The organism is Propionispira raffinosivorans DSM 20765 (genome assembly GCF_000381065.1).
Taxonomy (GTDB): Bacteria; Bacillota; Negativicutes; order Selenomonadales; family Selenomonadaceae; genus Propionispira; species Propionispira raffinosivorans.
On record NZ_KB905840.1, the window covers coordinates 34,836 to 59,011 of the forward strand.

The 24,176-nt window shown below is 38.0% G+C and carries 23 protein-coding genes; 19 read left to right on the plus strand and 4 right to left on the minus strand.

Translation table 11 applies throughout. The annotated features are described in order from the left end of the window. Window positions 1-10 precede the first annotated feature (10 nt). The 19 genes from F606_RS0101765 to F606_RS22565 all read left to right on the plus strand — a co-directional run bounded on the left by F606_RS0101765 (window position 11) and on the right by F606_RS22565 (window position 19,857). Window positions 11-490 (plus strand): peptide deformylase, encoded by a 480-nt coding sequence (locus F606_RS0101765; RefSeq protein WP_019552139.1) that lies wholly within the window; start codon window positions 11-13, stop codon window positions 488-490. A 527-nt stretch (window positions 491-1,017) separates the two neighbouring features. After that, complete coding sequence (gene sufC, locus F606_RS0101770) at window positions 1,018-1,755, plus strand: Fe-S cluster assembly ATPase SufC (RefSeq protein WP_019552140.1); 738 nt, start codon at window positions 1,018-1,020, stop codon at window positions 1,753-1,755. Between the two features lie 59 nt (window positions 1,756-1,814). Next, entirely contained in the window at window positions 1,815-3,221 is a 1,407-nt protein-coding gene (gene sufB, locus F606_RS0101775; protein ID WP_019552141.1) for a Fe-S cluster assembly protein SufB, read from the plus strand. Between the two features lie 11 nt (window positions 3,222-3,232). Further along, a complete protein-coding gene (gene sufD / locus F606_RS0101780) occupies window positions 3,233-4,333 on the plus strand; it encodes a Fe-S cluster assembly protein SufD (RefSeq protein WP_019552142.1) in 1,101 nt (366 codons plus the stop codon). Then, the gene (locus F606_RS0101785; protein ID WP_019552143.1) at window positions 4,323-5,549 is read left to right on the plus strand and encodes a cysteine desulfurase; all 1,227 of its coding nucleotides are present in this window, start codon (window positions 4,323-4,325) and stop codon (window positions 5,547-5,549) included. The genes sufD and F606_RS0101785 overlap by 11 nt, the downstream gene beginning before the upstream one ends. Then, window positions 5,539-5,970, plus strand: a complete 432-nt coding sequence (sufU, locus tag F606_RS0101790) for a Fe-S cluster assembly sulfur transfer protein SufU (RefSeq protein ID WP_019552144.1) — start codon at window positions 5,539-5,541, stop codon at window positions 5,968-5,970. The genes F606_RS0101785 and sufU overlap by 11 nt, the downstream gene beginning before the upstream one ends. A 308-nt stretch (window positions 5,971-6,278) precedes the next feature. Continuing rightward, window positions 6,279-6,887 (plus strand): hypothetical protein, encoded by a 609-nt coding sequence (locus tag F606_RS0101795; RefSeq protein ID WP_019552145.1) that lies wholly within the window; start codon window positions 6,279-6,281, stop codon window positions 6,885-6,887. Window positions 6,888-6,984: 97 nt separating this feature from the next. Continuing rightward, window positions 6,985-7,599, plus strand: a complete 615-nt coding sequence (locus F606_RS0101800) for a hypothetical protein (RefSeq protein ID WP_154651074.1) — start codon at window positions 6,985-6,987, stop codon at window positions 7,597-7,599. Between the two features lie 311 nt (window positions 7,600-7,910). After that, window positions 7,911-8,714: a MerR family transcriptional regulator gene (locus F606_RS0101805; protein WP_019552147.1), complete on the plus strand. Its 804-nt coding sequence runs from the start codon at window positions 7,911-7,913 to the stop codon at window positions 8,712-8,714. A 141-nt stretch (window positions 8,715-8,855) separates the two neighbouring features. Next, window positions 8,856-10,052, plus strand: a complete 1,197-nt coding sequence (locus tag F606_RS0101810; RefSeq protein WP_019552148.1) for a trans-sulfuration enzyme family protein — start codon at window positions 8,856-8,858, stop codon at window positions 10,050-10,052. 27 nt (window positions 10,053-10,079) lie between these two features. Next, a complete protein-coding gene (locus tag F606_RS0101815; protein WP_019552149.1) occupies window positions 10,080-10,811 on the plus strand; it encodes an epoxyqueuosine reductase in 732 nt (243 codons plus the stop codon). 22 nt (window positions 10,812-10,833) lie between these two features. Beyond that, window positions 10,834-11,604, plus strand: coding sequence for a tetratricopeptide repeat protein (locus F606_RS0101820; protein WP_019552150.1), 771 nt, complete (start codon window positions 10,834-10,836; stop codon window positions 11,602-11,604). Window positions 11,605-11,809: 205 nt separating this feature from the next. Next, entirely contained in the window at window positions 11,810-12,619 is an 810-nt protein-coding gene (locus F606_RS0101825; RefSeq protein ID WP_019552151.1) for a basic amino acid ABC transporter substrate-binding protein, read from the plus strand. 66 nt (window positions 12,620-12,685) lie between these two features. Beyond that, complete coding sequence (locus tag F606_RS0101830) at window positions 12,686-13,345, plus strand: amino acid ABC transporter permease (RefSeq protein WP_019552152.1); 660 nt, start codon at window positions 12,686-12,688, stop codon at window positions 13,343-13,345. Next, complete coding sequence (locus F606_RS0101835; protein WP_019552153.1) at window positions 13,342-14,091, plus strand: amino acid ABC transporter ATP-binding protein; 750 nt, start codon at window positions 13,342-13,344, stop codon at window positions 14,089-14,091. Before F606_RS0101830 ends, F606_RS0101835 begins: the two co-directional genes overlap by 4 nt. A 37-nt stretch (window positions 14,092-14,128) precedes the next feature. Beyond that, window positions 14,129-15,325 (plus strand): trans-sulfuration enzyme family protein, encoded by a 1,197-nt coding sequence (locus F606_RS0101840; protein WP_019552154.1) that lies wholly within the window; start codon window positions 14,129-14,131, stop codon window positions 15,323-15,325. 481 nt (window positions 15,326-15,806) lie between these two features. After that, the gene (locus tag F606_RS0101845; protein WP_019552155.1) at window positions 15,807-17,210 is read left to right on the plus strand and encodes an amino acid permease; all 1,404 of its coding nucleotides are present in this window, start codon (window positions 15,807-15,809) and stop codon (window positions 17,208-17,210) included. Window positions 17,211-17,392: 182 nt separating this feature from the next. Next, window positions 17,393-19,093: a phosphoethanolamine transferase family protein gene (locus F606_RS0101850; protein WP_019552156.1), complete on the plus strand. Its 1,701-nt coding sequence runs from the start codon at window positions 17,393-17,395 to the stop codon at window positions 19,091-19,093. Between the two features lie 38 nt (window positions 19,094-19,131). Further along, window positions 19,132-19,857 (plus strand): glycerophosphodiester phosphodiesterase, encoded by a 726-nt coding sequence (locus F606_RS22565; protein ID WP_019552157.1) that lies wholly within the window; start codon window positions 19,132-19,134, stop codon window positions 19,855-19,857. Here the strand turns inward: F606_RS22565 and F606_RS0101860 are convergent. The 4 genes from F606_RS0101860 to F606_RS0101875 are packed head-to-tail and all read right to left on the minus strand — an operon-like array spanning window position 19,846 to window position 23,767. Next, the gene (locus F606_RS0101860) at window positions 19,846-20,937 is read right to left on the minus strand and encodes an ABC transporter ATP-binding protein (RefSeq protein ID WP_019552158.1); all 1,092 of its coding nucleotides are present in this window, start codon (window positions 20,935-20,937) and stop codon (window positions 19,846-19,848) included. The two genes, F606_RS22565 and F606_RS0101860, sit on opposite strands and share 12 nt — an antisense overlap. Before the next feature lie 13 nt (window positions 20,938-20,950). Continuing rightward, the gene (locus tag F606_RS0101865; RefSeq protein WP_019552159.1) at window positions 20,951-22,306 is read right to left on the minus strand and encodes an ABC transporter substrate-binding protein; all 1,356 of its coding nucleotides are present in this window, start codon (window positions 22,304-22,306) and stop codon (window positions 20,951-20,953) included. Window positions 22,307-22,331: 25 nt separating this feature from the next. Further along, on the minus strand, window positions 22,332-23,141 hold the full coding sequence (locus F606_RS0101870) for a carbohydrate ABC transporter permease (protein ID WP_019552160.1): 810 nt from the start codon (window positions 23,139-23,141) through the stop codon (window positions 22,332-22,334). Next, complete coding sequence (locus F606_RS0101875) at window positions 23,138-23,767, minus strand: carbohydrate ABC transporter permease (RefSeq protein WP_211210010.1); 630 nt, start codon at window positions 23,765-23,767, stop codon at window positions 23,138-23,140. The genes F606_RS0101870 and F606_RS0101875 overlap by 4 nt, the downstream gene beginning before the upstream one ends. Between the last annotated feature and the right edge of the window lie 409 nt (window positions 23,768-24,176).

Consider the following 24,176-nt stretch of genomic DNA (forward strand, 5'->3'; position numbering starts at 1 on the left):
GTTAATTTTAATGGCAGTGAAAGAAATACTTAAATTAGGTAATTCATGTCTTTACGATATATCAAAACCTGTTTTGCTCAAAGAATGGTCTATGCTGGAAGTGGTTATGAAAGATCTTCATGATACTTTAATGGACTTTCGCCATACATATAAAGCGGGGCGGGCTGTCGCGGCGCCACAAATTGGAATAATGAAGCGGCTTATTTATTTGAATATAGGTGAACCTAAACTTTTAGTGAATCCAAGTCTGTGCTTTCCCGATACGGAGATGATAGAGTTATGGGATGATTGCATGAGCTTTCCTAATTTATTGGTCAAGGTACAGCGGTTCAAACGCTGCCAGCTTGAATATACAGATTTTTTTGGTAAACAGCAAAGCACTTTATTAGAAGGTGATTTAGCTGAATTGATTCAGCATGAATATGACCATTTAGATGGTATTCTGGCGACAGACCGTGCCATAGATAAACGTTCTCTGGCTTTAAAATAAGGCTGATACGGGTGACATTTTGTGGATTGACTAAAGTCTTGAGGGAGCTTGTGATTTTGATGTAGTTCGTTCCGTATGCTGAGCCTAATAAATTTGCATTGCATTTAAAGTTATAGGTTAAAATGGATGGAATGCTTAAGCGAATATTTCGCCTTGTCTTAGATTTAAGAAGATACGGAACGGATATTAACTTTTATTTAATAATAATTAACGCTAAATAAAATTATTATGAGAAGAGAAAAAAGGATACTTTAATATCAGATTTATCAATGTCTGCTATAGAAATTTGACTAACCCTTATATTATAAGGGTTGAGCGTTGCTCAAGATCATGACAGCGTATTTGATAAGAAAAACAAGTATAAATGATATTAATGATAAAACTCATAAATCTGTGATTTTGATTTATTGCATATCTTGACAGCGGATAAAAAAAGCAATACAATAAATTTAATTCCTAGTATTTCGATAAGGATAGTTTACTTTTAATATAAATTGCAGATGATTGCTAGAATAAGAGGTGTAAAAATGGCAGAAAAATTTTTAGAAATACGTGGGTTACATGCAGCCATTGACGGAAAAGAAATCTTGAAGGGGTTAGATCTTCAAGTAAATAAAGGTGAAATTCATGTCATCTTAGGTCCGAATGGTTCAGGAAAATCTACATTAATGAATTTGATTATGGGACATCCCAAATATGAAATAATCGCGGGATCAATTGCTTTTGAAGGAGAAGACCTTACAACACTTAAAACGTATGAACGTGCGAGAAGGGGTCTTTTTTTATCGTTTCAAAATCCAGAAGAAATTCCTGGTATTACGGTGGAAAACTTACTTCGGACAGCAAAAAAATCGATTGATGGCGAAAATATAAAAATAATGGCTTTTAAAAAATCATTAGAAAAAACGATGGCAACGCTAAAAATGGATGAGTCTTATGCATCTCGTTATATGAATGTTGGCTTTTCCGGCGGTGAAAAAAAACGCAATGAAATTTTGCAAATGATGATGATTAATCCAAAACTGGCAATGCTAGATGAAACGGATTCCGGGCTCGATGTCGATGCAGTGCAGATCGTATCGGCTGGTGTAAAACATTTTCATACCAAAGAAAATTCCTGTTTGATTATTACACATAACACAAAGATATTAGAACATCTAAAAGTGGATCATGTACATATCTTAATGGATGGGAAGATTATTAAACATGGTGATGCGACACTTATTGATGAAATTAGTGAAAATGGTTTCCTTCATTTGAAATAATGAAGGTATAAACAGGATTTTTTGATTTAGAATTGATATAAGTGAGGTGATCCAAGTTTATGGAGAAGAAAAAAACATTTGTCGAAGATATTGAACGCAGTCTTTATGATATAAAAAATGAAGATCGCTATAGTTATAAAGCAAACCAAGGCTTGACGGAAGACATCGTCCGAGCAATTTCAAAAGAAAAAAATGATCCGGATTGGATGCTGGATTTCAGGCTTCGGTCACTTGAAGTTTATAATAATACAGCACTTCCTAGTTGGGGACCAGCCCTTGATGAACTAGATATGGATCATATTGTTACCTACGTTCGCCCTGACACGACAATGAAGGGCGATTGGAAAGAAGTTCCAGAAGATATTAAAAATACGTTTGATCGTTTGGGTATTCCACAAGCAGAGAAAGAATCACTCGCTGGAGTCGGTGCGCAATATGATTCAGAAGTTGTTTACCATAGCATTAAAGAAGATTTGGTGAAGCAGGGTGTAGTTTACACAGATATGGAAAGTGCGCTTCGCGACTATGAATCCATGGTCAAAGAATATTTTATGCAGTTGGTGACACCAAAAGATCATAAATTTGTCGCATTGCATGGTGCAGTATGGTCAGGAGGATCTTTTGTTTATGTACCACCTGGCGTGCATGTTGATATTCCGCTGCAATCGTATTTTCGTTTAAATTCACCAGGAGCCGGGCAGTTTGAACATACGTTGATTATTGTCGATAAAGAGGCGAGCCTTCACTTTATTGAAGGTTGTTCGGCACCGAAATATAATGTAACGAATCTACATGCTGGTTGTGTAGAATTATATGTAAAAGAAGGGGCACGTCTCCGGTATTCAACAATTGAAAACTGGTCACGTAATATGTTGAATCTCAATACCAAACGTGCCTTAGTGGATAAAGATGGTTTAATTGAATGGGTTTCGGGATCATTCGGATCGAAAATTTCAATGCTGTATCCGCGTAGTATTTTGCGTGGCGAGCATGCTCGGGCAGAATTTACGGGTGTTACGTTTGCTGCGAAAGGGCAGACCTTGGATACAGGCGCGGCTGTGATTCATGCGGCACCGTATACCTCTTCTAATATTAGTACACGTTCTATTTCCAAAGATGGTGGGGTTGTTGTATATCGTGGTGCTATTAAAGTTGCTCCGAATGCGCATCATTCGAAATCCTCGGTTAATTGTGAATCGTTGATGCTGGATGATCTTTCCCGGTCGGATACACTCCCAGTTATGGACATTTTAAATGATGATGTAGATATCGGTCATGAAGCGAAAATTGGTCGTATCAGTGATGAGGCGATTTTTTACTTGATGAGTCGTGGCATTAGCGAAGAAGAAGCAAAAGCAATGATTGTCAGAGGTTTTGTGGAACCGATTGCGAAAGAACTGCCACTCGAATATGCGGTGGAAATGAATAACTTAGTTAATCTTGAACTTGAAGGTACGATGGGATAGGGGATGATAGTATGGAAAAATATAATACAATTGTAAATCCTATTCCAGTACGGACTTGGAACTGGTTGGGGGTTAATGGAACCAAGCTGGAAAATGAAATCCCAGCAATCGGGACCTATAAAAAGCAGCCGCTTAAAACAAGCAATCCGGCTGTTTCAATTATAAATCTGGATCAGAACAATCAAGAATATCCGGTTTTAGACGAATTGAATGCAGGGCTAAATGAAGAATTGCAAGAATTTGTGCAAGTCAATCAAAACAGCGGCTTTTACATTGAAATAGCAGCAAACGATCAGGTGAAAGATCCGATTTTGCTTCAATATGAACTTGATGATCAAGATAAGACGCTTGTTGATCAGCATATGATTCTTGCTCGCAAAAACAGTGAAGCCACAATCGTCATTGGCTATCAAGCAGCGGATGAATCCAGAGGATTTCATAATGGGATTACCAAAGTTTATGCCGAACAAGGTGCCAGCGTTCATTTGATAAAAGTACAAATGTTATCCGAGCAGGATATTCATCTAGATGCCATCAATGTATTTGTTGAATCGGATGCACAGGTGGATATTACAACGGTTGAGCTTGGTGCAGCACAGGCAATTACAAGCTGTAGGACGAACTTAGCAGGTGATAACAGCACGGTGCAGGTACAGGCGATTTACTTTGGTGATAAAGAACGCAAATTGGATATGAATTATGTAGTTTCACATAAAGGTAAAAAATCAATCGGGAACATGGAAATTCATGGTGCATTGATGGATAAAAGTCAAAAAACATTTAGAGGAACATTAGATTTTCTCAAAGGTTCTCGTGGTGCAATTGGCAATGAAGCGGAAGAAATTGTTTTGCTCAGTCCTAACGTGCGAAATCGTTCCGTGCCACTTATGCTTTCGGGTGAATCAGATGTTGAAGGTCATCATGCCGTCAGTATCGGGAAAATGGATGAAGATAAATTATTTTATCTCATGAGCCGGGGACTTAGTTTGAGTGATGCAGAAAAATTAGTTGTAGAAGCTTCTTTTCAGCCAGCGCTTGATAAAATCCCCGTGTCTGAAATCAAAACACAAATTTCGACTTATATTAGGAGGCGGTTGAGCCATGCCGAATGAATATATAAAAGATTTTCCGATTTTACAAAAACCAATGAATGGCAAATCGCTGGTTTACTTAGATAATGGGGCAACAACGCAAAAACCTCTTTCGGTAATTCAAGCGGTTGATGACTATTACACGACATTTAATGCCAACCCGCATCGTGGGGCTTATGATTTAAGCGTTAAGGCTACAGAAATCTATGAAGGTGCTCGTGAAACGGTACAAAAATTTATTGGTGCGGCAAACTCGTATGAAGTTATTTTTACGAAAAATGCGACAGAATCTTTAAATTTATTAGCCTATAGTTATGGAATGAATTTTATTGAATCTGGCGATGAGATTGTAATTTCGATTGCCGAACATCATAGTAATCTTGTGCCATGGCAGCAGGTGGCGAAAGCCAAAGGTGCTACTTTAAAATATATATATCTGGATTCAGTCGGACGGATTACGCAACAAGAACTTGATGCGAAAATTACTGATAAAACAAAAATTGTTGCGGTAACGCAAGTCTCAAATGTTTTGGGGATTATAAATCCGATCGCTGATATTGTGAAAAAAGCGCACAGTGTAGGCGCTATAGTGATTGTGGATGGGGCACAAAGTGTACCACATTTTAAAGTTGATGTACAAGCGTTAGATATTGATTTTCTTGTTTTTTCCGGTCATAAGATGCTTTCACCAATGGGGATTGGCGTACTTTATGGAAAAGAAGCACTTCTTGATAAAATGCCGCCATTTTTATGCGGTGGTGATATGATTGATTATGTATGGGAGCAAGAGACGACCTTTGCACCGCTTCCGGCTAAATTTGAAGCTGGTACGCAAAATGTCGGGGGGGCGGCAGGTCTCGCAGCAGCTATTGAATATATTGGGAAAATTGGCTTTGACAAAATAGAAGCGATTGAAGCGGATTTGATTCAGTATGCCATTCCAAAATTGAAGGCACTTCCCTATATTACACTTTATGGCAGTGACGATTTATCGGTTAAAACAGGCGTTATTGCTTTTAATGTTGCCGATATACATCCACATGATGTATCGACGATCTTAGATGCGGATGGTGTTGCGATTCGTGCCGGTCATCATTGTGCGCATCCATTGATGCAGTATTTAGGTGTGAATGCAACATGCAGGGCGAGTCTTTATTTTTATAATACACGTGAGGATGTAGATAAGCTGATTGACAGCCTAAGCCGCGTGAGAGGAGTATTAGGTTATGGATCTTAGTGGTGTCTATACAGAAATGATTGCCGAGCATAATAAATCGGGTCGTAATAAAAAACATTTAGTGGAACCGACGATTGTGCTAAAGGGACGAAATCCAAGCTGTGGCGATGAAATTTCTTTGGAACTGAAAGTTTGTAATGGTGTGATTGAAGATGCAGCCTTTACCGGAATTGGTTGTGCCATATCACAGGCATCTACTTCAATGATGATTGATCTGATTCGTGGACAGAATGTTGAAAAAGCCCAAGAATTCATTGATACATTTTTAGGCATGATTAAACGTGAAATTACGGATGATGATGATTTGGAAATTTTAGATGAAGCTATTGCTTTAAAAAACATTTCGAATATGCCGGCAAGGGTGAAGTGTGCTGTTTTATCCTGGCATACGCTTGAATCGGCCATTAAAGACGAAAAATAATATAAATAGTAAGAAGTGTAGGCCATCTTTTATCTGGAATTGAATTCTATATAAAAGATGGCCTATTTTTGTTTTAACATACATGTTTTCAAAAGAAGGTGAAAAGTGATGTTTATTGCCATCATAATACTGCAGGCTTGCTTGTCATTTTTTACGAGTGTCCCTGAATGACTGAAAAATTATGGAACATTCGCAGGATTTTTTGTGTGTGTGAAGAATAATTTATGCAGGGTACAAAAACTAGAATTATCTGTGTATCAATGGATTGATATACATCTCTAGTCAATATCATGGAGGAGGACGATATTATGTATATTACCAAAACAAGCACGGCACGTATATTTCAACAGACGCTGCAAACGAGTCGGCAAAAGGCTGATGCCGCAGTTGTTGCAGTGAATGACAGCGAAAATGAAGCTTCGAATGACTTTGGCATGCCTTATAAACAAGTGTATGGACTGGATATCAAATTAAAGAGTTCGCAGCGTTACTTAAAAAGTACGCAAAAAGATCTGGAATCAATGAAGAAGCAGGATCATGAAATGTCCTTATATGGTCCTGTATTGGATGAAACAAAGGCTCTGCGAACGAAAAGAGAAGATGTCTTGACAAAACAAGTTGATACGTATACAAAAGATATCAAAGACACGGAAGATTCATTAAGGACAGCTGTGAAAAATATAGATGCTGGGGCCGTCGCGGAGATTTCAGAGTTGGCGGATAAAGACGTGGCGAGAATGTTTGGGGAAAAAGTCGTAGATGATGGGGTAACGATTGATGCAATTATCGCTAAATATTATAAAAAACATCAGGCAGGTCAAAACGCCATGCTCAGCTTACTGCCGAGTACGGCAACTGCTCATGATTCGGGCAGGGGCGGAAGTTCTGTGCCACATAATTTAGATTGTACGGTATGATTTTAAGTTTAGGAGGTTTCACAGGATTTTTTTTGTGTGTGGAGAATAATTTATGTAGGATGTAAGAGATATAAATATCATGGCGGAGGAAGCGGGTATGAATATTAGTAAAACGAGTACGGCAAGTGTATTTCAGCCGTATTTACAAAAAAGTGGAACCGGTCAAACGCAGGTTGCCAGTGAACGGGATACGGCAACGATAAGTGCCGCGGCAAGAGATGAGGATGCCTACACGAAATTTGGAAATTCATTTAAACAGGTATTTGGTTTAAATATAAAACTAAAGAGTTCACAGCGCTATCTGGTAAGTGCAAAAAAAGACTTAGAATCTATGAAAAAACAAGATACAGAATTTGCTCTTTATGGTCCAGTATCTGATGAAACACAGGCGCTTCGCGATAAAAAAGAAGATGCTTTGAGTAAGCAAGTGGATACCTATACGAAAGATATCAAAGACTCACAAGATGCTCTAGGTGAAGCGGCGAAAACGATTAATTCTTCAGCGGTGGATGAAATTGAACAACTTGCAGATAAAACTGTGGCAAGAATGTTTGGCGAAAAAGTAAAGGATGATGGTACAACGATTGATTCAATTATTGACAAGTATTATCAACAAAAGCAAGATAGTATGGCATCTATGCTGAATTCTTTGCCAGATGCAAAAAGTTCTATTATACCAACAACGACACATACAATTGATTGTTCTGTATAAAGAATTTTGTCTTGTCGGTTTTAGTTAACAAATTGCTTAAAAAAATTTTGTAAATAAGAAAGATAATTGGATTGTTTATGTTGAGGCATAGAAACAATCCAATTTTTCTATTTTGTTCATACTGTTTGTGAGATATGATGGAATAAAAGCATATGTTTTGTATAAAAATAAAAAAAGCCTGTTTTTGTCTATATCTATATGAAATATCATAGTATAATGAAAGTAGCAACGATGCTTTTCGGACGGGAGTCTGAGAGTATCGTTTTTTTTGTAAATTTAAAGTGTGAAGTCAATTAGGGAGGGTATTTGATATGAAAGAATTATATTCGATTGGAGATACCGCAAGAATTATGGGTATTTCAGTGCAGTCGCTGCGTAATTATTCGAATTTAAAATTATTGGAACCCCAGCATATCGATTATGAAACGGGTTACCGATACTATTCTTTCAAACAATTTCATTATATTGATCGGATCAAATATTTAAGAAAATTAGGCCTTTCCTTAACGGAAATTGACGAGATTTTAAAAGATGGAAAAACGGATAAAATACTGTCCTACCTCGAAATTCAAAAAGAAAGACTTGCCCGAGAATTAGCGGAGATCGAAGATACCTATGATGATATTCGTTGGTATATCGATTATTTCAAGTATTTGGACCGGCATCATTTTGATAATATACCCTATGTGTCTTCTTTTGCAACTCGTTATTTGATGTATGTAGATTATTTGCCGGATGATACGGTTGAAAGTGTTGAAACACGACTGGCGAAATTGAAAAGTCGTGAAAATTTGAAACATAGACGACAATACGGCTATATAGCTGATTTTCATAATTTAATAAATAAAAAATTTGTTCCAAATAAATATTTTATTTATTTAAAAGAAAAACCATTGGTAGATGCACCATGGCTTATGGAATTGCCGGCGGGAGAATATATGTGCTTTCGCGGGAAAATCCGTACGGATGATTGGAATCCTGATTTTGTTGCTGAATATTTTAAGAATTATGCAAAGCCGAGTTATATCATAGCCAATGAATATGAGGATAATCTAGTCGAATATCATGCTTGTCCTTATGAGGTGCAGATTTTTCTCAATGATTTAAGGGAATAATGCCAAATGAAGGGTTGACTCTATATCAAATATAGACTATACAATGACATCGTCCAAAGGCGGATATTCAGGTTTGAGTCATTTTACATTGAATGGCTCAAGAGTATGTGTCTTTGGTTATTTGATATGGAGGGATTCTTGATGGATAAAAAAATGCAATTCAGTGAAGCAACAGGTCTTTTGTATGAAGGCGAAACGATAAAGGGAAATGAACTTAAAGCAGAATCTTTCCCTATTTTTTTAACGACAGCATTCACTATGGGGGATTTAGAGGATGTACAAAACACATATGATGAAAAAGGTTACACGTATATTAGAACTCGCAACCCGAATCGAAATGCACTCGGTGAAGTAATTTCTTATCTGGAAAAAGGAAAATATACTTTGATTTTTTCTTCAGGAATGGGCGCTATTACAACAACATTTTTTTCACTTTTAAAACCTGGTGATCATTTTTTAGCGAATACGAATATTTATGGTGAAACCTTTGATGCCATTAATTTACTTTTAAGAGACTATGGAATTGCGGTTGATTATGTTGATTTTGGTGATTTGGCTGCCGTTGCCGCAGCGATTCGGCCACAAACAAAAATGATTTATACGGAAGTTGTTAGTAATCCAACCGATCATTTAGCCGATATTGAAGCTTTAGCAAAACTTGCCCATCAGGCTGGGGCCTTACTGATGATTGATAATACGTTTACAACACCGATTGCAGTTAAGCCGTTAGTGCTCGGTGCCGATATTGTCATTCATAGTTTAACGAAGTATATAAATGGGCATAGTGATGCTTTGGCAGGATCTATTACGCTGAAAGATGAGGCAGTTTTTCAAAAAATCCATACAATTCGCATGCTTACAGGGACATCGGGGTGTCCTTTCAGTGCTTGGCTTGTTTATCGAGGAATTCATACGTTGGATTTGCGGGTGCGTAAACAAATGGAAAATGCTGCCTTGCTGGCGGAATTCTTAGAAAGTCATCCCGCTGTACTTGCGACGAATCATCCATCGTTAATTTCTCATCCACAAGCAGAGCTAGCGGCGCGACTTTTTAAAAATGCAAAAAGCATGACGGGGATGCTTAGTTTTGAAATGCCAAATGATGAAGAAAAAATAAATGCTTTTATGAATCGGCTCCATTTGGCACATTATGCACCGACTCTAGGGGGAATTCGCACGACACTTTCGCATCCGTTACATTCTTCGCATCATCATGTACCAAAAGAAGAACTGAAAAAAATGGGTATTTCCTATGGACTTATGCGAGTTTCGGTAGGAATTGAAGACAGTGAAGATTTGATTGCTGATTTCAAACAAGCATTAGCCGTATTTGAATAAGTCGTATGAATAGAGGGGGCAGTGGCAATGGAAGCGATAGAGATTAGAATTGAACGTATTATTAAAGAAATTCTTTTGCCCCATCAAGATTTTTTTCGTGAGCCGATTATAGGTTATGCAGCGGCGAATGATCCTTTATATGATAAGTTGAGCCAAATTTTACAAGCAAAGCATTATCATCCAAGAGAAATACTGCCTCATGCGCAAACGGTAGTGGTTTATTTTATTCCTCATTCGCTGGCTGTGATAAGAAAAATCAAAGGAAGACAAAAGATTGTAAAAGAATGGTCAGAAAATTATACCTTAGCTAATCGAGTTTTGTCTGAAATTGGTGAGCAATTGAAATTGGATTTACAGACATATGGTGTTGAGTCGGCAACCGAACCACCGATTGGTAACTATGATACGATTGAACTGACAACAAGTTGGTCACATAAAGCATCTGCAGTTATTGCCGGAATCGGAACATTTGGGTTGAACCATCTGGTGATAACTCGCAGCGGCACCGCTGGAAGATTCGGCAGTATCATTATTGATGCGACGATTCGTCCAACGGAGCGACCGACACAATCTTATTGTTTGTATTATAAGACGGGGCAATGCAAAGTGTGTGTGGAAAAGTGTCCGAGTGGTGCTCTACTTGAACAAAGCTTTGACCGGTTTCGCTGTAATGCCTATTTAGACGGGAAAAATATCCATGAATTACAGCAAGGGTGTGGTATGTGTAGTTCGGGGCCCTGCGCAAGCAAAGGGTTTTAGTAAAATGGCAGGTGAAATAAAGATGAGTGTATATACAGATCGATCCCATGAGGCGGCCCTCCGTCAGACATTATATTGGCAGGCAAAAAAACCGGAGACATCAGCAGATATTTTTCAGTATGGAGAGTACTTATTTGGCTTAAAAGATTATAGAAACGCTGTTTTGCAGTATGTAAAAGCAGCAAAGCTAGGGAATATATCAGCTATGTATACCTTGGCATATTGTATGAAAATGCAGCAAGGCTGTGCAGCAAATCCGGTGGATGAAGCTAGATTGTTTCGCGAGGTTATTGAAAATGACTTGATGAGTGATGAGAAAAAAGCCGCATATCGTTTAGGAATGTGTTATACCTATGGTTTTGGCACGGCGATAGATATGGGGAAAGGATTTTCTTATTTTCAAAAGATCAGCGCAACAGATGGTCATGCCATGTATGAACTTGGTCTGTTTTACAAGCTGGGTAAAAATGGAGTGGTTGTTGACTTGGAGCAAGCTGAAAAATATTTTCGGCAGGCCTATGATGCTGATTGTGAGCAGGCAATTTTTGACTTGTATGAAATATTTTCCGAAGAGTTTTTAAACTTTCCTTATAAAAGGGAACTAACGCAGGCCTATGCTTTTAAACTTGGTCGCTTGTTGCGAGTGGCAGAAGTCAATCCGTCTAAAGATGCCTTAAATAGATTGGCGGAGTTTTATCAAAAAGGTTTCCCTGGGGATGATTTGGTAAATATAAAGAAATTTAGGTGTTTAGCGGATTCTTATCGGCAACAAGCAGATAGTTTTGTTGATTAAATTATGCTGTTTAGAGTAAAGCGCGTATTGACTTTATGCTCGGTATAGAGTTTATAATGAAGAAAAATCACATATAGGATTCCAATGAAAACAAAGGTGTTTTTACTAACAAGTAGAGGACCTTTGTTTTTTTTTATATCTAAATACAAATGAAAATTGACGGTGTTTATATTGGAAAATCGAAAGAGAAAGAGAGTGTTTACTTATGAAAAAATTGGTGATTGTTATATCTTTGTTATCGATGATGGTTTTGCTGCTGACGGGCTGCGGGGGTAGTGATTCAGTAAAAAGTTCCGGTGAGGCGAAAAAACAAAAAATTACCATTATAACGTATGCAAATTGGAACCCTTTTGAATATCTTGATAAGGGCGAATTGGTTGGGTTTGATGTCGATTTAGCCAAAGCGTTAGCAGAAGAAGCTGGCTATGAATATGAAATTAAAAATGTTGGCTGGGATGCGATGTTTGCTGAGTTAAAAAATAAAACAGCTGATGTGGGGATATCTGGGATTACAATTACGGATGAACGTAAACAGACCTACGATTTTTCGCATCCTTATTTTGTATCAAGGCAGTCAATTGTAGTAAAACAAGACAGTTCCGTTCAAACCGGCGAAGATTTAAAAGAAAAAATTGTTGCTGTACAAAGTGGTTCCACTGGGCAGGAAGCTGTTGAAAAATTGATGGGAAAAAATAATGAAAAGATTAAAAAAGAAAAAAGCGGACTGACGTATATGGATATGATTCACGGTGATGCAGATGCTGTAGTCGGCGATGATACGAGTAATAAAGCTTTTGTCAGCAGTAATAGCAATGAAAAAGTTCGTATTATTCAAGATGAAAAAACATTTTCACCAGAATACTTCGGTATAATGTATCAGAAAGACAGTGCGGTAAAGGCAGCGTTTGATAAAGCACTGCATACATTATATGAAAATGGGAAATATGCAGAACTCTACAAAAAATGGTTTAAAGTTGAACCGAACATGGAAGAACTAAAAGCGCAGGAAAAATAATCTTAGCGTAAATAAATTTTCAGGAAGCTATGCGGGTACAGGCTTCCAAGCAAAGGGGAGAGTTCAATGGTAGATTTTAGATTTGATATTATTGCTGAATACTCGCATTTCTTTTTAATGGGAACATTATTGACAATAGGGTTATCTTTGGCAGGCATCTTTTTTGGCACAATATTAGGTTTGTTTATTGCGTTAGGCAAGTTAGTAGAAAATAAACTCGTGTCGTTTTTCTTTACGTGTTATATTGGCTTTTTTCGCGGAACGCCGCTGCTTGTACAAATTTTGATTATTTATTTTGGGGTTGTACCTTATTTTATGGGACAGTCGAATGGAATTGCGGCTGGTATTTTGGCTTTGTCATTGAATGCTTCAGCCTATATTGCAGAAACGGTTCGGGCTGGCATTCAGTCGATTCATAAGGGGCAGACGGAAGCTTCAAGGTCTTTGGGCATGACGCATGTGCAGGCGATGCGTTATATTATTTTGCCACAGGCAATCCGCCGTATTTTACCGCCGTTAGGCAATGAGTTTATCAGTTTGATCAAAGATTCTTCCCTCGTTTCGACGATTGCAACCCCTGAACTTATGTACTGGGCACAGGCAATGAATGCACAATATTATCGGGTATGGGAATCTTATGTTACAACAGCCGTTATTTATTTACTGTTAACGGTTTCGACAAGTTACTTTTTAAGCAGATTTGAGAGGAGACTAAGCGTAAAATGATTAAAGTGAAGCATTTGAAAAAAGTCTTTGGTGAAAATGAAATCTTAAAAGATATTAATTTAACAATTAAACCGCAGGAAGTCGTTGTTGTTATTGGTCCTTCCGGTGCGGGGAAATCAACTTTTTTGCGATGTATTAATCGTTTGGAATCTATCTCCGATGGTCATATTTATATAGAAGATGTCGATATTACCGATAATGCAACGGATATCAATAAAATACGTGAAAAAGTAGGTATGGTTTTTCAAGACTTTAATTTATTTCCGCACATGAGTGTTTTAGAAAACATCATGCTGTCACCGCTCAAGGTGAGTAAACTGCCACGGGATATTGTTTATAAACGAGCCATGGATCTTTTAAAGAAAGTCGATCTAGAAAATAAAGCAGATGTTTATCCTGATTCGTTATCGGGTGGACAAAAACAGCGCATCGCAATCGCCCGGGCACTGGCAATGGAACCGGATATTATGCTTTTTGATGAGCCAACTTCGGCACTTGATCCTGAAATGGTGGGCGAAGTTTTAGATGTAATGAAACAATTAGCCAAAGATGGTATGACGATGGTTGTTGTTACGCATGAAATGGGATTTGCACGTGAAGTAGGTGATCGTTTGATTTTTATGGATGGCGGCTATATTGTCGAAGAAAATCAACCGAATGAATTATTTGATCATCCATGTCAAACGCGTACCAAAACATTTCTTAGCAAGGTGTTATCGATGGGGCAACCGTTGGCAATCGTTTAACTAGCTTAGTAAGAACAGTGAAAAAGGAGGAGCGCATATGTTTAAAGAAGCAGATAAGGAATTTTCGTATGAAACGGAACTTTTACGACAAGGTGCCTATATTCGCGAAAAAGCGACAAATCCGGAAACGGCACCGATTTATTTAACAACAGCGTTTAATGTCGATGATTTGGACGATTTGCAAGATCGTTATGATGAAAAAGGGTTTTGCTATAATCGGAACAGAAATCCAAATCGCAGTGCTTTAGTAGAGCTGATGACCTATCTAGAGGGCGGTGAGGCTTCAATTGTATGCAGTTCGGGTATGGCGGCTATTTCGACAGCTGTGCTGTCAATTGTACAAGCAGGGGATCATATTCTTTCCGATCAGACATTATATGGGGAAAGTATTGATATTTTCAGTAAGGTTTTAAATAAATATAATATTGCTGTCAGTTATGTCGATTTTACGAATCTTACTGCTGTGGAAGCGGCTATACAGCCAAATACAAAAATTTTCTATGCAGAAACTATTTCAAATCCAATGATTTCAGTTGTTGATGTTGAGAAAATCGCGAATCTGGCCCATGAAAATAATGCGATTTTTGTGGTAGATAATACCTTTATGACCTCCGTTGGCTTAAAACCACTCGATTATGGCGCGGATCTTGTAGTGAACAGTTTGACAAAGTTTGCGAATGGGCATAGCGATGCAGTCTGTGGTGCTGTGACTGGTTCCAAGAAGTTAATTGACAAGGCGTATGAGTTACAGGTTTTAATTGGTTCTACAGCGGATGCATTTACTTCGTGGTTGGTTCAACGCGGTATGCGAACGATGTCGCTTCGTTTAGAAAAGCAAATGGCGAATGCTGAAAAGCTCGCCGTGGCCTTAGAGGCATCACCTTATGTTCTTAAGGTGAATTATCCAGCATTAACATCTCACGCACAACATAAATTAGCGAAAAAAATGTTTAAAAATGGTTACGGCGGTATGCTCAGTATTGTATTGCCCGATGATAAAGAAAAAATGAACCAATTTATGCAAAATTTAAATTTGGCACATTATGCAATGACTTTGGGCGGGTATCGTACAACACTATCTCATCCTGTGATGTCTTCACATTATGATGTTCCGGAAGAAGATCGAAAGAAAATCGGCATTACTTTTGGCTTGCTGCGTATTTCAGTGGGAATTGAAAATGCAGATGATTTAGTAGAAGATTTTTTACAGGCGCTTAATGTCTACGCAAAATAATAGTTAAATTTGCAGGTATCAAAAAATGAGGGGTATCACATAAGCGATCAATATATCGTTTATGTGATACCCCTCATTTTATTGAAATAAAAGTATTGAAAACATTGATTTGCGTCTTGTAATGTATTCAGACAAAGAACAAAAATATTTTCAAACAAATGTTTTTTATGAGAGTACATTTTGATGAAGGTAATGGCTTGTAATGGGGAACTGTTCTCAAACAAATGAGGTCGATACATATAGTTACTTGTTTTACAAGGGTAATTATATGATTTAGAATTTATTGTTTGCTTGTAGTTCTTTGCGATGGTCCATTGAGAAAAGACACGATAATAATTTTTTATTGTAATTCTTTATATGTTTCAATAAATTCAATAATTTTTTTGCAAGAATGTGTATAAAAGAGTAGAATAGTCTATGGTAACAAGACACATATTGTTTTAATGGTTTATTTAATTATGATTTGAGAGGGGAACGTTTGGTGGAAGAGAAAGAATTAAGCCGTGGGCTGAAAGCACGCCATATTGAATTGATTGCTTTAGGCGGTACGATCGGCGTAGGGTTATTCATGGGATCAGCAAGTACGATTAAATGGGCGGGGCCATCCGTGCTGCTTGCGTATGCTTTAGCTGGAGCTGTGATGTTTTTTGTCATGCGTATTATGGGAGAAATGCTTTTTTTAGAACCAGTTACGGGTTCTTTTGCAACCTATGCGAATAAGTATATCAGTCCGTGGGCTGGTTATCTAACTGCTTGGTGTTATTGGTTTTTATGGGTAACTGTCGGGATGTCAGAAGTTACGGCCATTGGTATTTATATGAATTATTGGTTTACAGATCTGCCAGCTTGGCTACCGGCCTTGATTGGTGTGGGCATTGTCGCTGCCGCTAACTTAGCTTCTGTAAAATATTATGGTGAATGTGAATTTTGGTTTGCATTGATTAAAGTTGTGACTATTTTAGCGATGCTGTTGATTGGCTTTGGTATGATATTTTTTGGTTTTGGCAATGGCGGACAGGCCGTTGGCCTAGGTAATTTGTATAATAACGGTGGCTTTTTTGCCGGTGGCTGGCAAGGGTTTGTCTTTGCGCTTTGTCTGGTAACTGCTTCTTACCAAGGGGTTGAATTGGTTGGTATTACAGCTGGCGAAGCACAAGACCCGAAAAATACCCTTAGAAAGGCAACAAAAAATATTATTTGGCGTATTTTGATTTTTTATATTGGAGCAATTTTTGTTATTACAACAATTTATCCATGGGATCAAATTAGCACATTAGGTAGTCCGTTTGTTTTGACCTTTGCCAAAATAGGTATTGCGGCAGCGGCTGGAATTATTAATTTTGTGGTGCTTACAGCTGCCATGTCGGGCTGTAACAGTGGAATCTATAGTGCAGGTCGAATGCTTTATACGTTAGCGGAAAATGGACAGGCTCCCAAATTTTTAGGGAAAATTTCAAAAAATGGTGTTCCGGCGAATGCAATTAAGGTGACGATTGCCTGTTTGCTAGTGGGTGTCTTGTTAAATTATATCTATCCTCATTCGAAGCTTTTTGTTTATATTTATAGTGCCAGTATTTTGCCGGGAATGATTCCCTGGGTTGTGTTATGCATTAGTCAAATTAAATTTCGGAAAAAATGGGCAGAGAAAATGAAAGATCATCCGTTTAAATCCCTATTTTTCCCAATCAGTAATTATGTTGTAATTGTTTTTTTATGTTTGGTTCTTATTGGGATGTGCTTTAATGAAGAAACGCAGCTATCCTTGTTGGTGGGCGCGGCTTTTTGTATTATCATCACGATTTGCTATTATGCTTTTGGTATTAACAAACAAAATATTGATGAATCGGCAGATGAATCTTTATTTGCTCTGACCGAACGAAAATAAAAAAATGCTTAGGACTGCCTTACAACGTAAGGTAGTCTTTTTTCTAGTGCGCCCTAAAAAGTTGTCGGAAATTTTCTGAAAAATATTGAAAAGTTTAAAAGAATGGGCTATAGTGATAATGCTAAACTTGTTTAAAAAATAGTCTTTTTAACATATAAAAAGAGCAGAATGAGGTTGAGTTCGTGAGGACAAATCAAAAAAAATGGAAGCTTTTGCGTGTAGCTGGCTGGGTGCAAAAACTTTTTCAAAATAATTTTGGGTTTATGGGTTTGTTGTTTTTATTGAATTATACGACAATGGCTTGGTCCCTTTGGCGTGCGAAAGAAATAGAACTTGTGATTGGGTATGGATTTAGCCTTTTTATGGCTGTGACGGCAGTGACTATGGTGATGCAAATTTTTCCTACCGTTAAAATAAAAAATGTGCTGAAGGGAATTTTGCTTTTCATCAGTGGTCTACCGTTTCTTATCGAAATGTTTGCTATGTATAATTATAAAGCATTAATTGGTGCCGGAATTATCAATGCTGTTTTAGAAACGAACTCGCATGAAGCAGTTGAGTTTTGGAAAATGTATATTGGCTTTCAAGGTGTAGCAGCAGTTGTTGGTATGATTTTATTTTTAGTCTTTGTGCAGCGATATCGTATATTGGCTCGGATAAAAATAAGTCGGCGCAAACAAAATCGACTGGTGTTTTTATTATTAATCGTAAGCAGCCTTGCAACGCTGCGTATTTGTACAGCTTATGCAGGCTTGCTTGAAAATGGTTCCTTGGACTTGCCAGTGCAGCGTACTTATACATCCATGCAGACGGCAATTAATAATATTGAAGCTTATCAGGAACTGTCTTCGAAACTGAATGTAAAGAGCAGCATTACGGATAATAAAAGTGAAATTCCGCAGGTTGTATTTATTTTAGGAGAGGCAACAAACCGTCAGCACATGCATTTATATGGTTATAATTTGCCAAACACACCCAATTTAGATGAACTAAAACGCAAAAATGAAATCAGTGTATTTACCGATTGCATCAGTCCACATTCAACAACGGTGTCTGTACTTCGCGATTTATTTACCTTTGCTGACTATGAATCAGATAAGGAATGGTATGAGTACAACAATTTGATTGACGTCATGAATAACGCTGGTTACAAGACATTTTGGCTGTCCAATCAGGAAAGTGCAGGTATTTGGGGGAATGTAGCCCAGCTTTATGCTAAACGGAGCACGAAACATGAATTTACGCGCCTGCGTGATTCTCATGAAGATTTTGGCAGTTTAGATGGCGAATTATTTCCGATGATCGACGGTGCTATGCAAGAACAAGCGGCCAAGAATTTTTATGTGATTCATCTTATGGGGGGACATAGTTTGTATTATAGTCGTTTCCCTTATAGCTTTGCTAAATTTACGAAAGATGATATTACGCGCGAAGCGACCGAAGAACAGAAAATTGTTTTAGCGCAATATGCGAATGCAATTTACTATAATGATTATATTGTAAGTGGTATTATCGATAAGTTTAGAGAGCAGGAGGCACTGGTTATTTATCTGCCGGATCATGGTGAAACGATTTATGATAACAGTAATTTTGCGGGTCATGTGGAAGAAAACCCGAATCGTTATATGCTGGAAGTACCGATGATTATTTGGGCATCGGATCTGTTTAAAGCGAAATACCCGGAAAAATGGCGACAGATTCAAGCCGCTGTTAACAAACCTTATATGACGGATGATATGATTCATACGGTATTGGATCTTGTTGACATAAAGACCAGTGAATTTGATCCGACGAAAAGTATCATTAACGCAAAGTTTGATGCTGGTCGTAAAAGGATGATACAGGGTCGTGACTATGACACGGAGATTAAGCCTGTGAATTAATGTTGTAGTAAAAAAATAGTAGTAAGGGAGAAGCTATCATGATGATTTATGCCCACCGCGGTGCTCGCGGTTATACACCAGAAAATACGATGGCTGCGTTTCAAAAAGCATTAGAGCTAAAGGTTGATGGTATAGAACTTGATGTACAGATGACCAAAGACGGAGAAATTGTTATTTGTCATGACCATACGATTGATCGCACCAGTAATGGAAGCGGTTGGATTCGTGACTTTACATTGCAAGAGCTCAAGCAATTTGATTTTGGCTCTTGGTTTGGTGAGCCTTTTTTAGAAATCAAAATTGTAACATTCATTGAGTTTTTTACGTGGTATGTAAAAACGCCTTTGTATTTAAATGTTGAAATTAAAAATGGTCCAGTCTTTTATGAAGGCATTGAAGAAAAATTAATTCATATCATGAAAACAATTGCACCGAAGGAGTTTGATCTTTATGGCAGAATCAACATATCTTCGTTTTATCATCCTTCTTTATGTAAAATTAAAGAGTTAGATAATCGTTTTAAAACAGGCGTATTATTTTCCTGCTACCCCGTAGATGTTCTTAGTTTCATTAAACAAACAAACGCCGATTACCTGCATTCACATTGGCATTATCTTGATGCAAAATGGATCAAGATAGCACATGATGCTGGAATCGGCGTTAATAGTTATACAGTGAATACTTTGGAAGAATTTAACTTTGTCAAGAAGCTAAACATTCATGGGATTTTTAGCGATTATCCAGATTGTTGGTTAAAGCGATAGTTGTACAATAGCCATAGACTTTTCGCTGCCTTTGGCAAAAATATGCAAATCACCTTTACCCGGTATCACAAACAGAATTTCGCCGATTTCCGGCAAAGTTTGTGGTACTGGGATTTTTATAGCTATTTTTTCATGTCCCACGTCACAATGAATAATGGCTTCGGAACCGATATTTTCTACAATCAATACTTGGGCTGAAAAAGAATTGGGAGTTTTTTCGGTGCATAGGTGCAGATTTTCAGGACGTATACCAAGATAAATTTCTGACGCTGCTTCACCTCGACCTTGTAGGTTTAGTGCAAAACCATCGCCTTGGAAAATAAGATTTTCTTCATTTTTAACAATAGAGCCACTTAAAAATTGCATGGGTGGCGCACCGATGAATTCGGCAACAAACCGATTGACGGGTCGATTATATAAGTCGATCGGTTTCCCTATTTGCTGAACAAAACCATCTTTCATAATGACGATTCGAGTCCCCATCGTCATCGCTTCGACTTGATCATGGGTTACGTAGACGATGGTGGTCTTGAGTTTATTGTGTAAAGCAATCAGTTCAGCACGTGTTTGAACACGGAGCTTGGCATCGAGATTACTGAGTGGTTCATCCATAAGGAATACCTTAGGCTGCCGCACAATAGCCCGACCTAATGCTACCCGTTGCTGCTGACCGCCAGACAGTTCACGGGGATATCGTTTAAGCAAATCTTTCAGTCCTAACATTGCAGCTGCTTTTTCAACGGCAGCTGCAATTTGTGACTTTGATAATTTACGCAGTTTTAAGGCGTAGGACATATTATCATATACATTCATATGTGGATATAAAGCATAATTTTGAAAAACCATCGCAATATCACGATCTTTAGGTTCGCAATTTGTAATATCTTTTTCATCAAGGAATAGCTGTCCGGCACTTGGTGTCTCTAAGCCCGCTAATATTCGCAGCGTAGTTGTTTTGCCACAGCCGGAGGGACCAACCAGTACGAGAAATTCACCATCTTCGATTGTTAAGTCAAATGGCGCTACGGCAATATGGTCTGTAAATGCTTTGCTTATTTGTTGTAGTTTTATTGTAGCCATGGGCAATTCCTTTCTACTTGGTTGTTTGATTATATCGTTCGATTGCACCGTTTACCGTATCAGTTGCTTTCTGAAGTGCATCATGTGGTGTACTCTGTCCGTTTAATACTTGTTCGATCGCGCTTTCAATTTCTTGACGTGACTGCGTAAATACACCAAGCAAGCCACCCTGCGTATTACGATTAATTGGCGTATTGTGAAGTTGTTCAATCGCAACTTTAAATTGTGGATACTTTTCTTCATATTTTTTTAGGTCAGGGTCATCATATGCTGCTTTTGTTACTGGGAAGTAGCCTGTTTTTATATGCCAAAAAGCTTGTTGTTTGGCTGCTGTCATGAATTTAATGAATTCCCAGGAGGCTTTTTCTTCAGGGTCTGCATGACCGGCAAGCATCCAAAGCGAAGCGCCGCCAATGATAACGCCACCATCTTTTGCATCAGCTGGATGTGGCATAAACCCTGTACCTACATCAAATTTTCCATTAACACCATCCATGATATCGCCGAGATTGCCAGTAGAATCAATCGTCATGGCTGTCTGACCGGCAATGAAGGCTTTTAATGTATCCGCTGTCTTTCGACCCATATTGGAAGCCGTACCATCTTTGACCATACCGGACCACCAAGTTAGTGTTTTTTCGCCTTGTGGTGAATTAAAAGAAACAGCAGTTGTCAGGCTGTCACGGCCATTCCCATTGTTTGTATAAGGAGCATTTTGTTCAGCCAAAAATTGTTCGAAAAACCAACCATAAATAGCTACTGAAAGCCCTGGTCTTGTAACAGTACCATTGGCATCTCTACTAGTCAATTTTTGAGCCGCAGCTGTAACGTCTTCAAATGTTTTTGGCGGGTTTTCTGGATCTAATCCCGCTTCTTTAAACATTGTTTTGTTATAATATAAAATTGGCGTAGATGTATTAAATGGCATTGAATATAATTTATTATCGACGGTATAATAGGCTAATATATTTGGTTCATAAGTGGACATATCAAATTTTTCCTGGTCAATCCATTTTTGAACAGGTACGACAGCTTTGCTGTCAATCATAAAACGTGTACCAATATCATATACCTGCATTACATTTGGTGTCCCTTTCGAAGGGATGGATTGTTTCAATTTGTTAATGGCTGAATCATAATCACCTTGAAATACAGCTTCAACCTGAATATCGGGATGGGAGGAATTGAATTCATCAACGAGTGTTTTTGTAGCTTCACCTACTTTGCCACCGACTGCATACCAAAAAACGATTTTTACAGGTTTGTTTTCAGAGACAGGTTCAGTTTTTGTGCCGCAGCCACTGATTGCAAATACTGTCATAATAAGTGTTGCGAAAGTAATTAATTTTTTAAAGAAACTTTTTGTCATTTTGTCACATCCTCATATTTTATATTTAACCCTTTGTAGACCCTGCAGTCAGCCCTCGGACTAATTGTTTTTGCCCTAAGACCAGTAATAGGATGGTAGGTAAAGATACAAGCACGATACCTGCCATTGTCGTATTCCAAGAGATTCCTTGATCCCATTGCAGCATGGCTAAACCAATTTGTACCGTTCGCATATTATCGGTATTGGTTATTAATAAAGGCCACAGATATTGATTATATGTAGTTAAAAAAGCATATACCGTTAATGTAGCCAGAGCCGGGCGCGATAATGGCAATACCATCGTGATAAAAAAACGAAAATGCCCACAGCCATCCATACGGGCAGCTTCAAAAATTTCTCGTGGTAAAGTTTGGAAATATTGCCGCAATAAAAACGTGCCAAAAGCTGAAGCAAAAAACGGCACGGAAAGTCCTTGATAGGTATCCAGCCATTCCAAGGAACGTATTGTAAAATAGTTCGGTATAATGGTAGATTCCCAGGGAATCATCATGGTAGAGAGAAATAGGGCAAATAGTAATTTTTTATAAGGAAACTCTAAAAAAGCAAAAGCAAAAGCCGCTAAACTACAGGTAACAACCTGTCCGGCTGTAACCAAAAGAGAAACAATAAAACTGTTTAAAATGAAATGGAAAATGGGAGCAGTAGCCATAGCTTTGCTGTAACTGTCCGTATAAAACCCTGAAGGAATAAATTGGGGCGGGAAAGTCGCAGCTTCTGATGCAGTCTCAAAACTGACGGCAGCAGCATATAAAAAAGGTGCTAGAATGAAAAAAGCGGCTGCTGTTAAAAAGAAATAACGAAGGATATTTTTCATCGGTAAAACACCTTTCTTTCCAATAACCAGAATTCAAATAAAGTAAGCAGCAAAATGATAAAGAATAATATAATCGACTCAGCACTTGCATAACTATAATTTAAGTTAAAAAAGCCCTCTCGATAAATTGAATACACAATTACATTGGTGCTTTCGGATGGTCCGCCTTGGGTTAAAATATTAATTTCACCAAAAGTCTGCATAGAATTAATAATAGAAACAATAAAAACAAAAAAGCTCGTTGGAGATAAGAGCGGCAAGGTAATGTCGATGAATTGCCGCCAGGGAGAGGCACCGTCCAGTCCAGCACTTTCATATAAATGTTTGGGAATGGATTGTAAGCCGCCCAGGAAAATAATGATGTTAAACCCCAGACCACGCCAAATTGCTATGAGGGAAACAGAGATAAGAGCCCAATTTGGATCGGCTAGCCAAGAAATGGCCGGCAGATGAAATATTTGCAGAAAATAAGCAAAGACTCCGGCCGTTGGATTGAAAAGCATCATAAAAATCATCGATGCGCCAGCGACGGCAATCGATAAGGGAAAGGCAAAAATCGTCTGAAAAACAGCAATACCTCGCAGCTGCCAATTTGCAATATAGGCAAGACCCAGCGCAATTAGCATACCAGGCAATACAGTGTATATTGTAAATAACACGGTTGCCCATAAGCTATGAAGGAACTGCAACGAAGAAAACATGTCGCTATAGCGTTGAAAGCCTATATATATTGTTTCTTGTCCGATTAAATCGGTATTGAAGAGGCTGAGCTGTGCTGATTTTAATAAAGGATAGAATACAAAACATATAAACAATAAAAGGGAGGGAGCTAAATAGGATAAACTTTGAACCAGTTGCAATAGACGCTTCTTTTTTGACGAAATAAACAATAAAGATCACCTCTCAGATCGCAGTATACTATTTTTTATTACGGTAAAAGCATAGCATGCTATGCGGATGGTCATGTTATTAATTTGTTAAATAATACTTAAATTTCTGTTAAGGGTAAAGATATAATATAGGTTGCATGAAAGA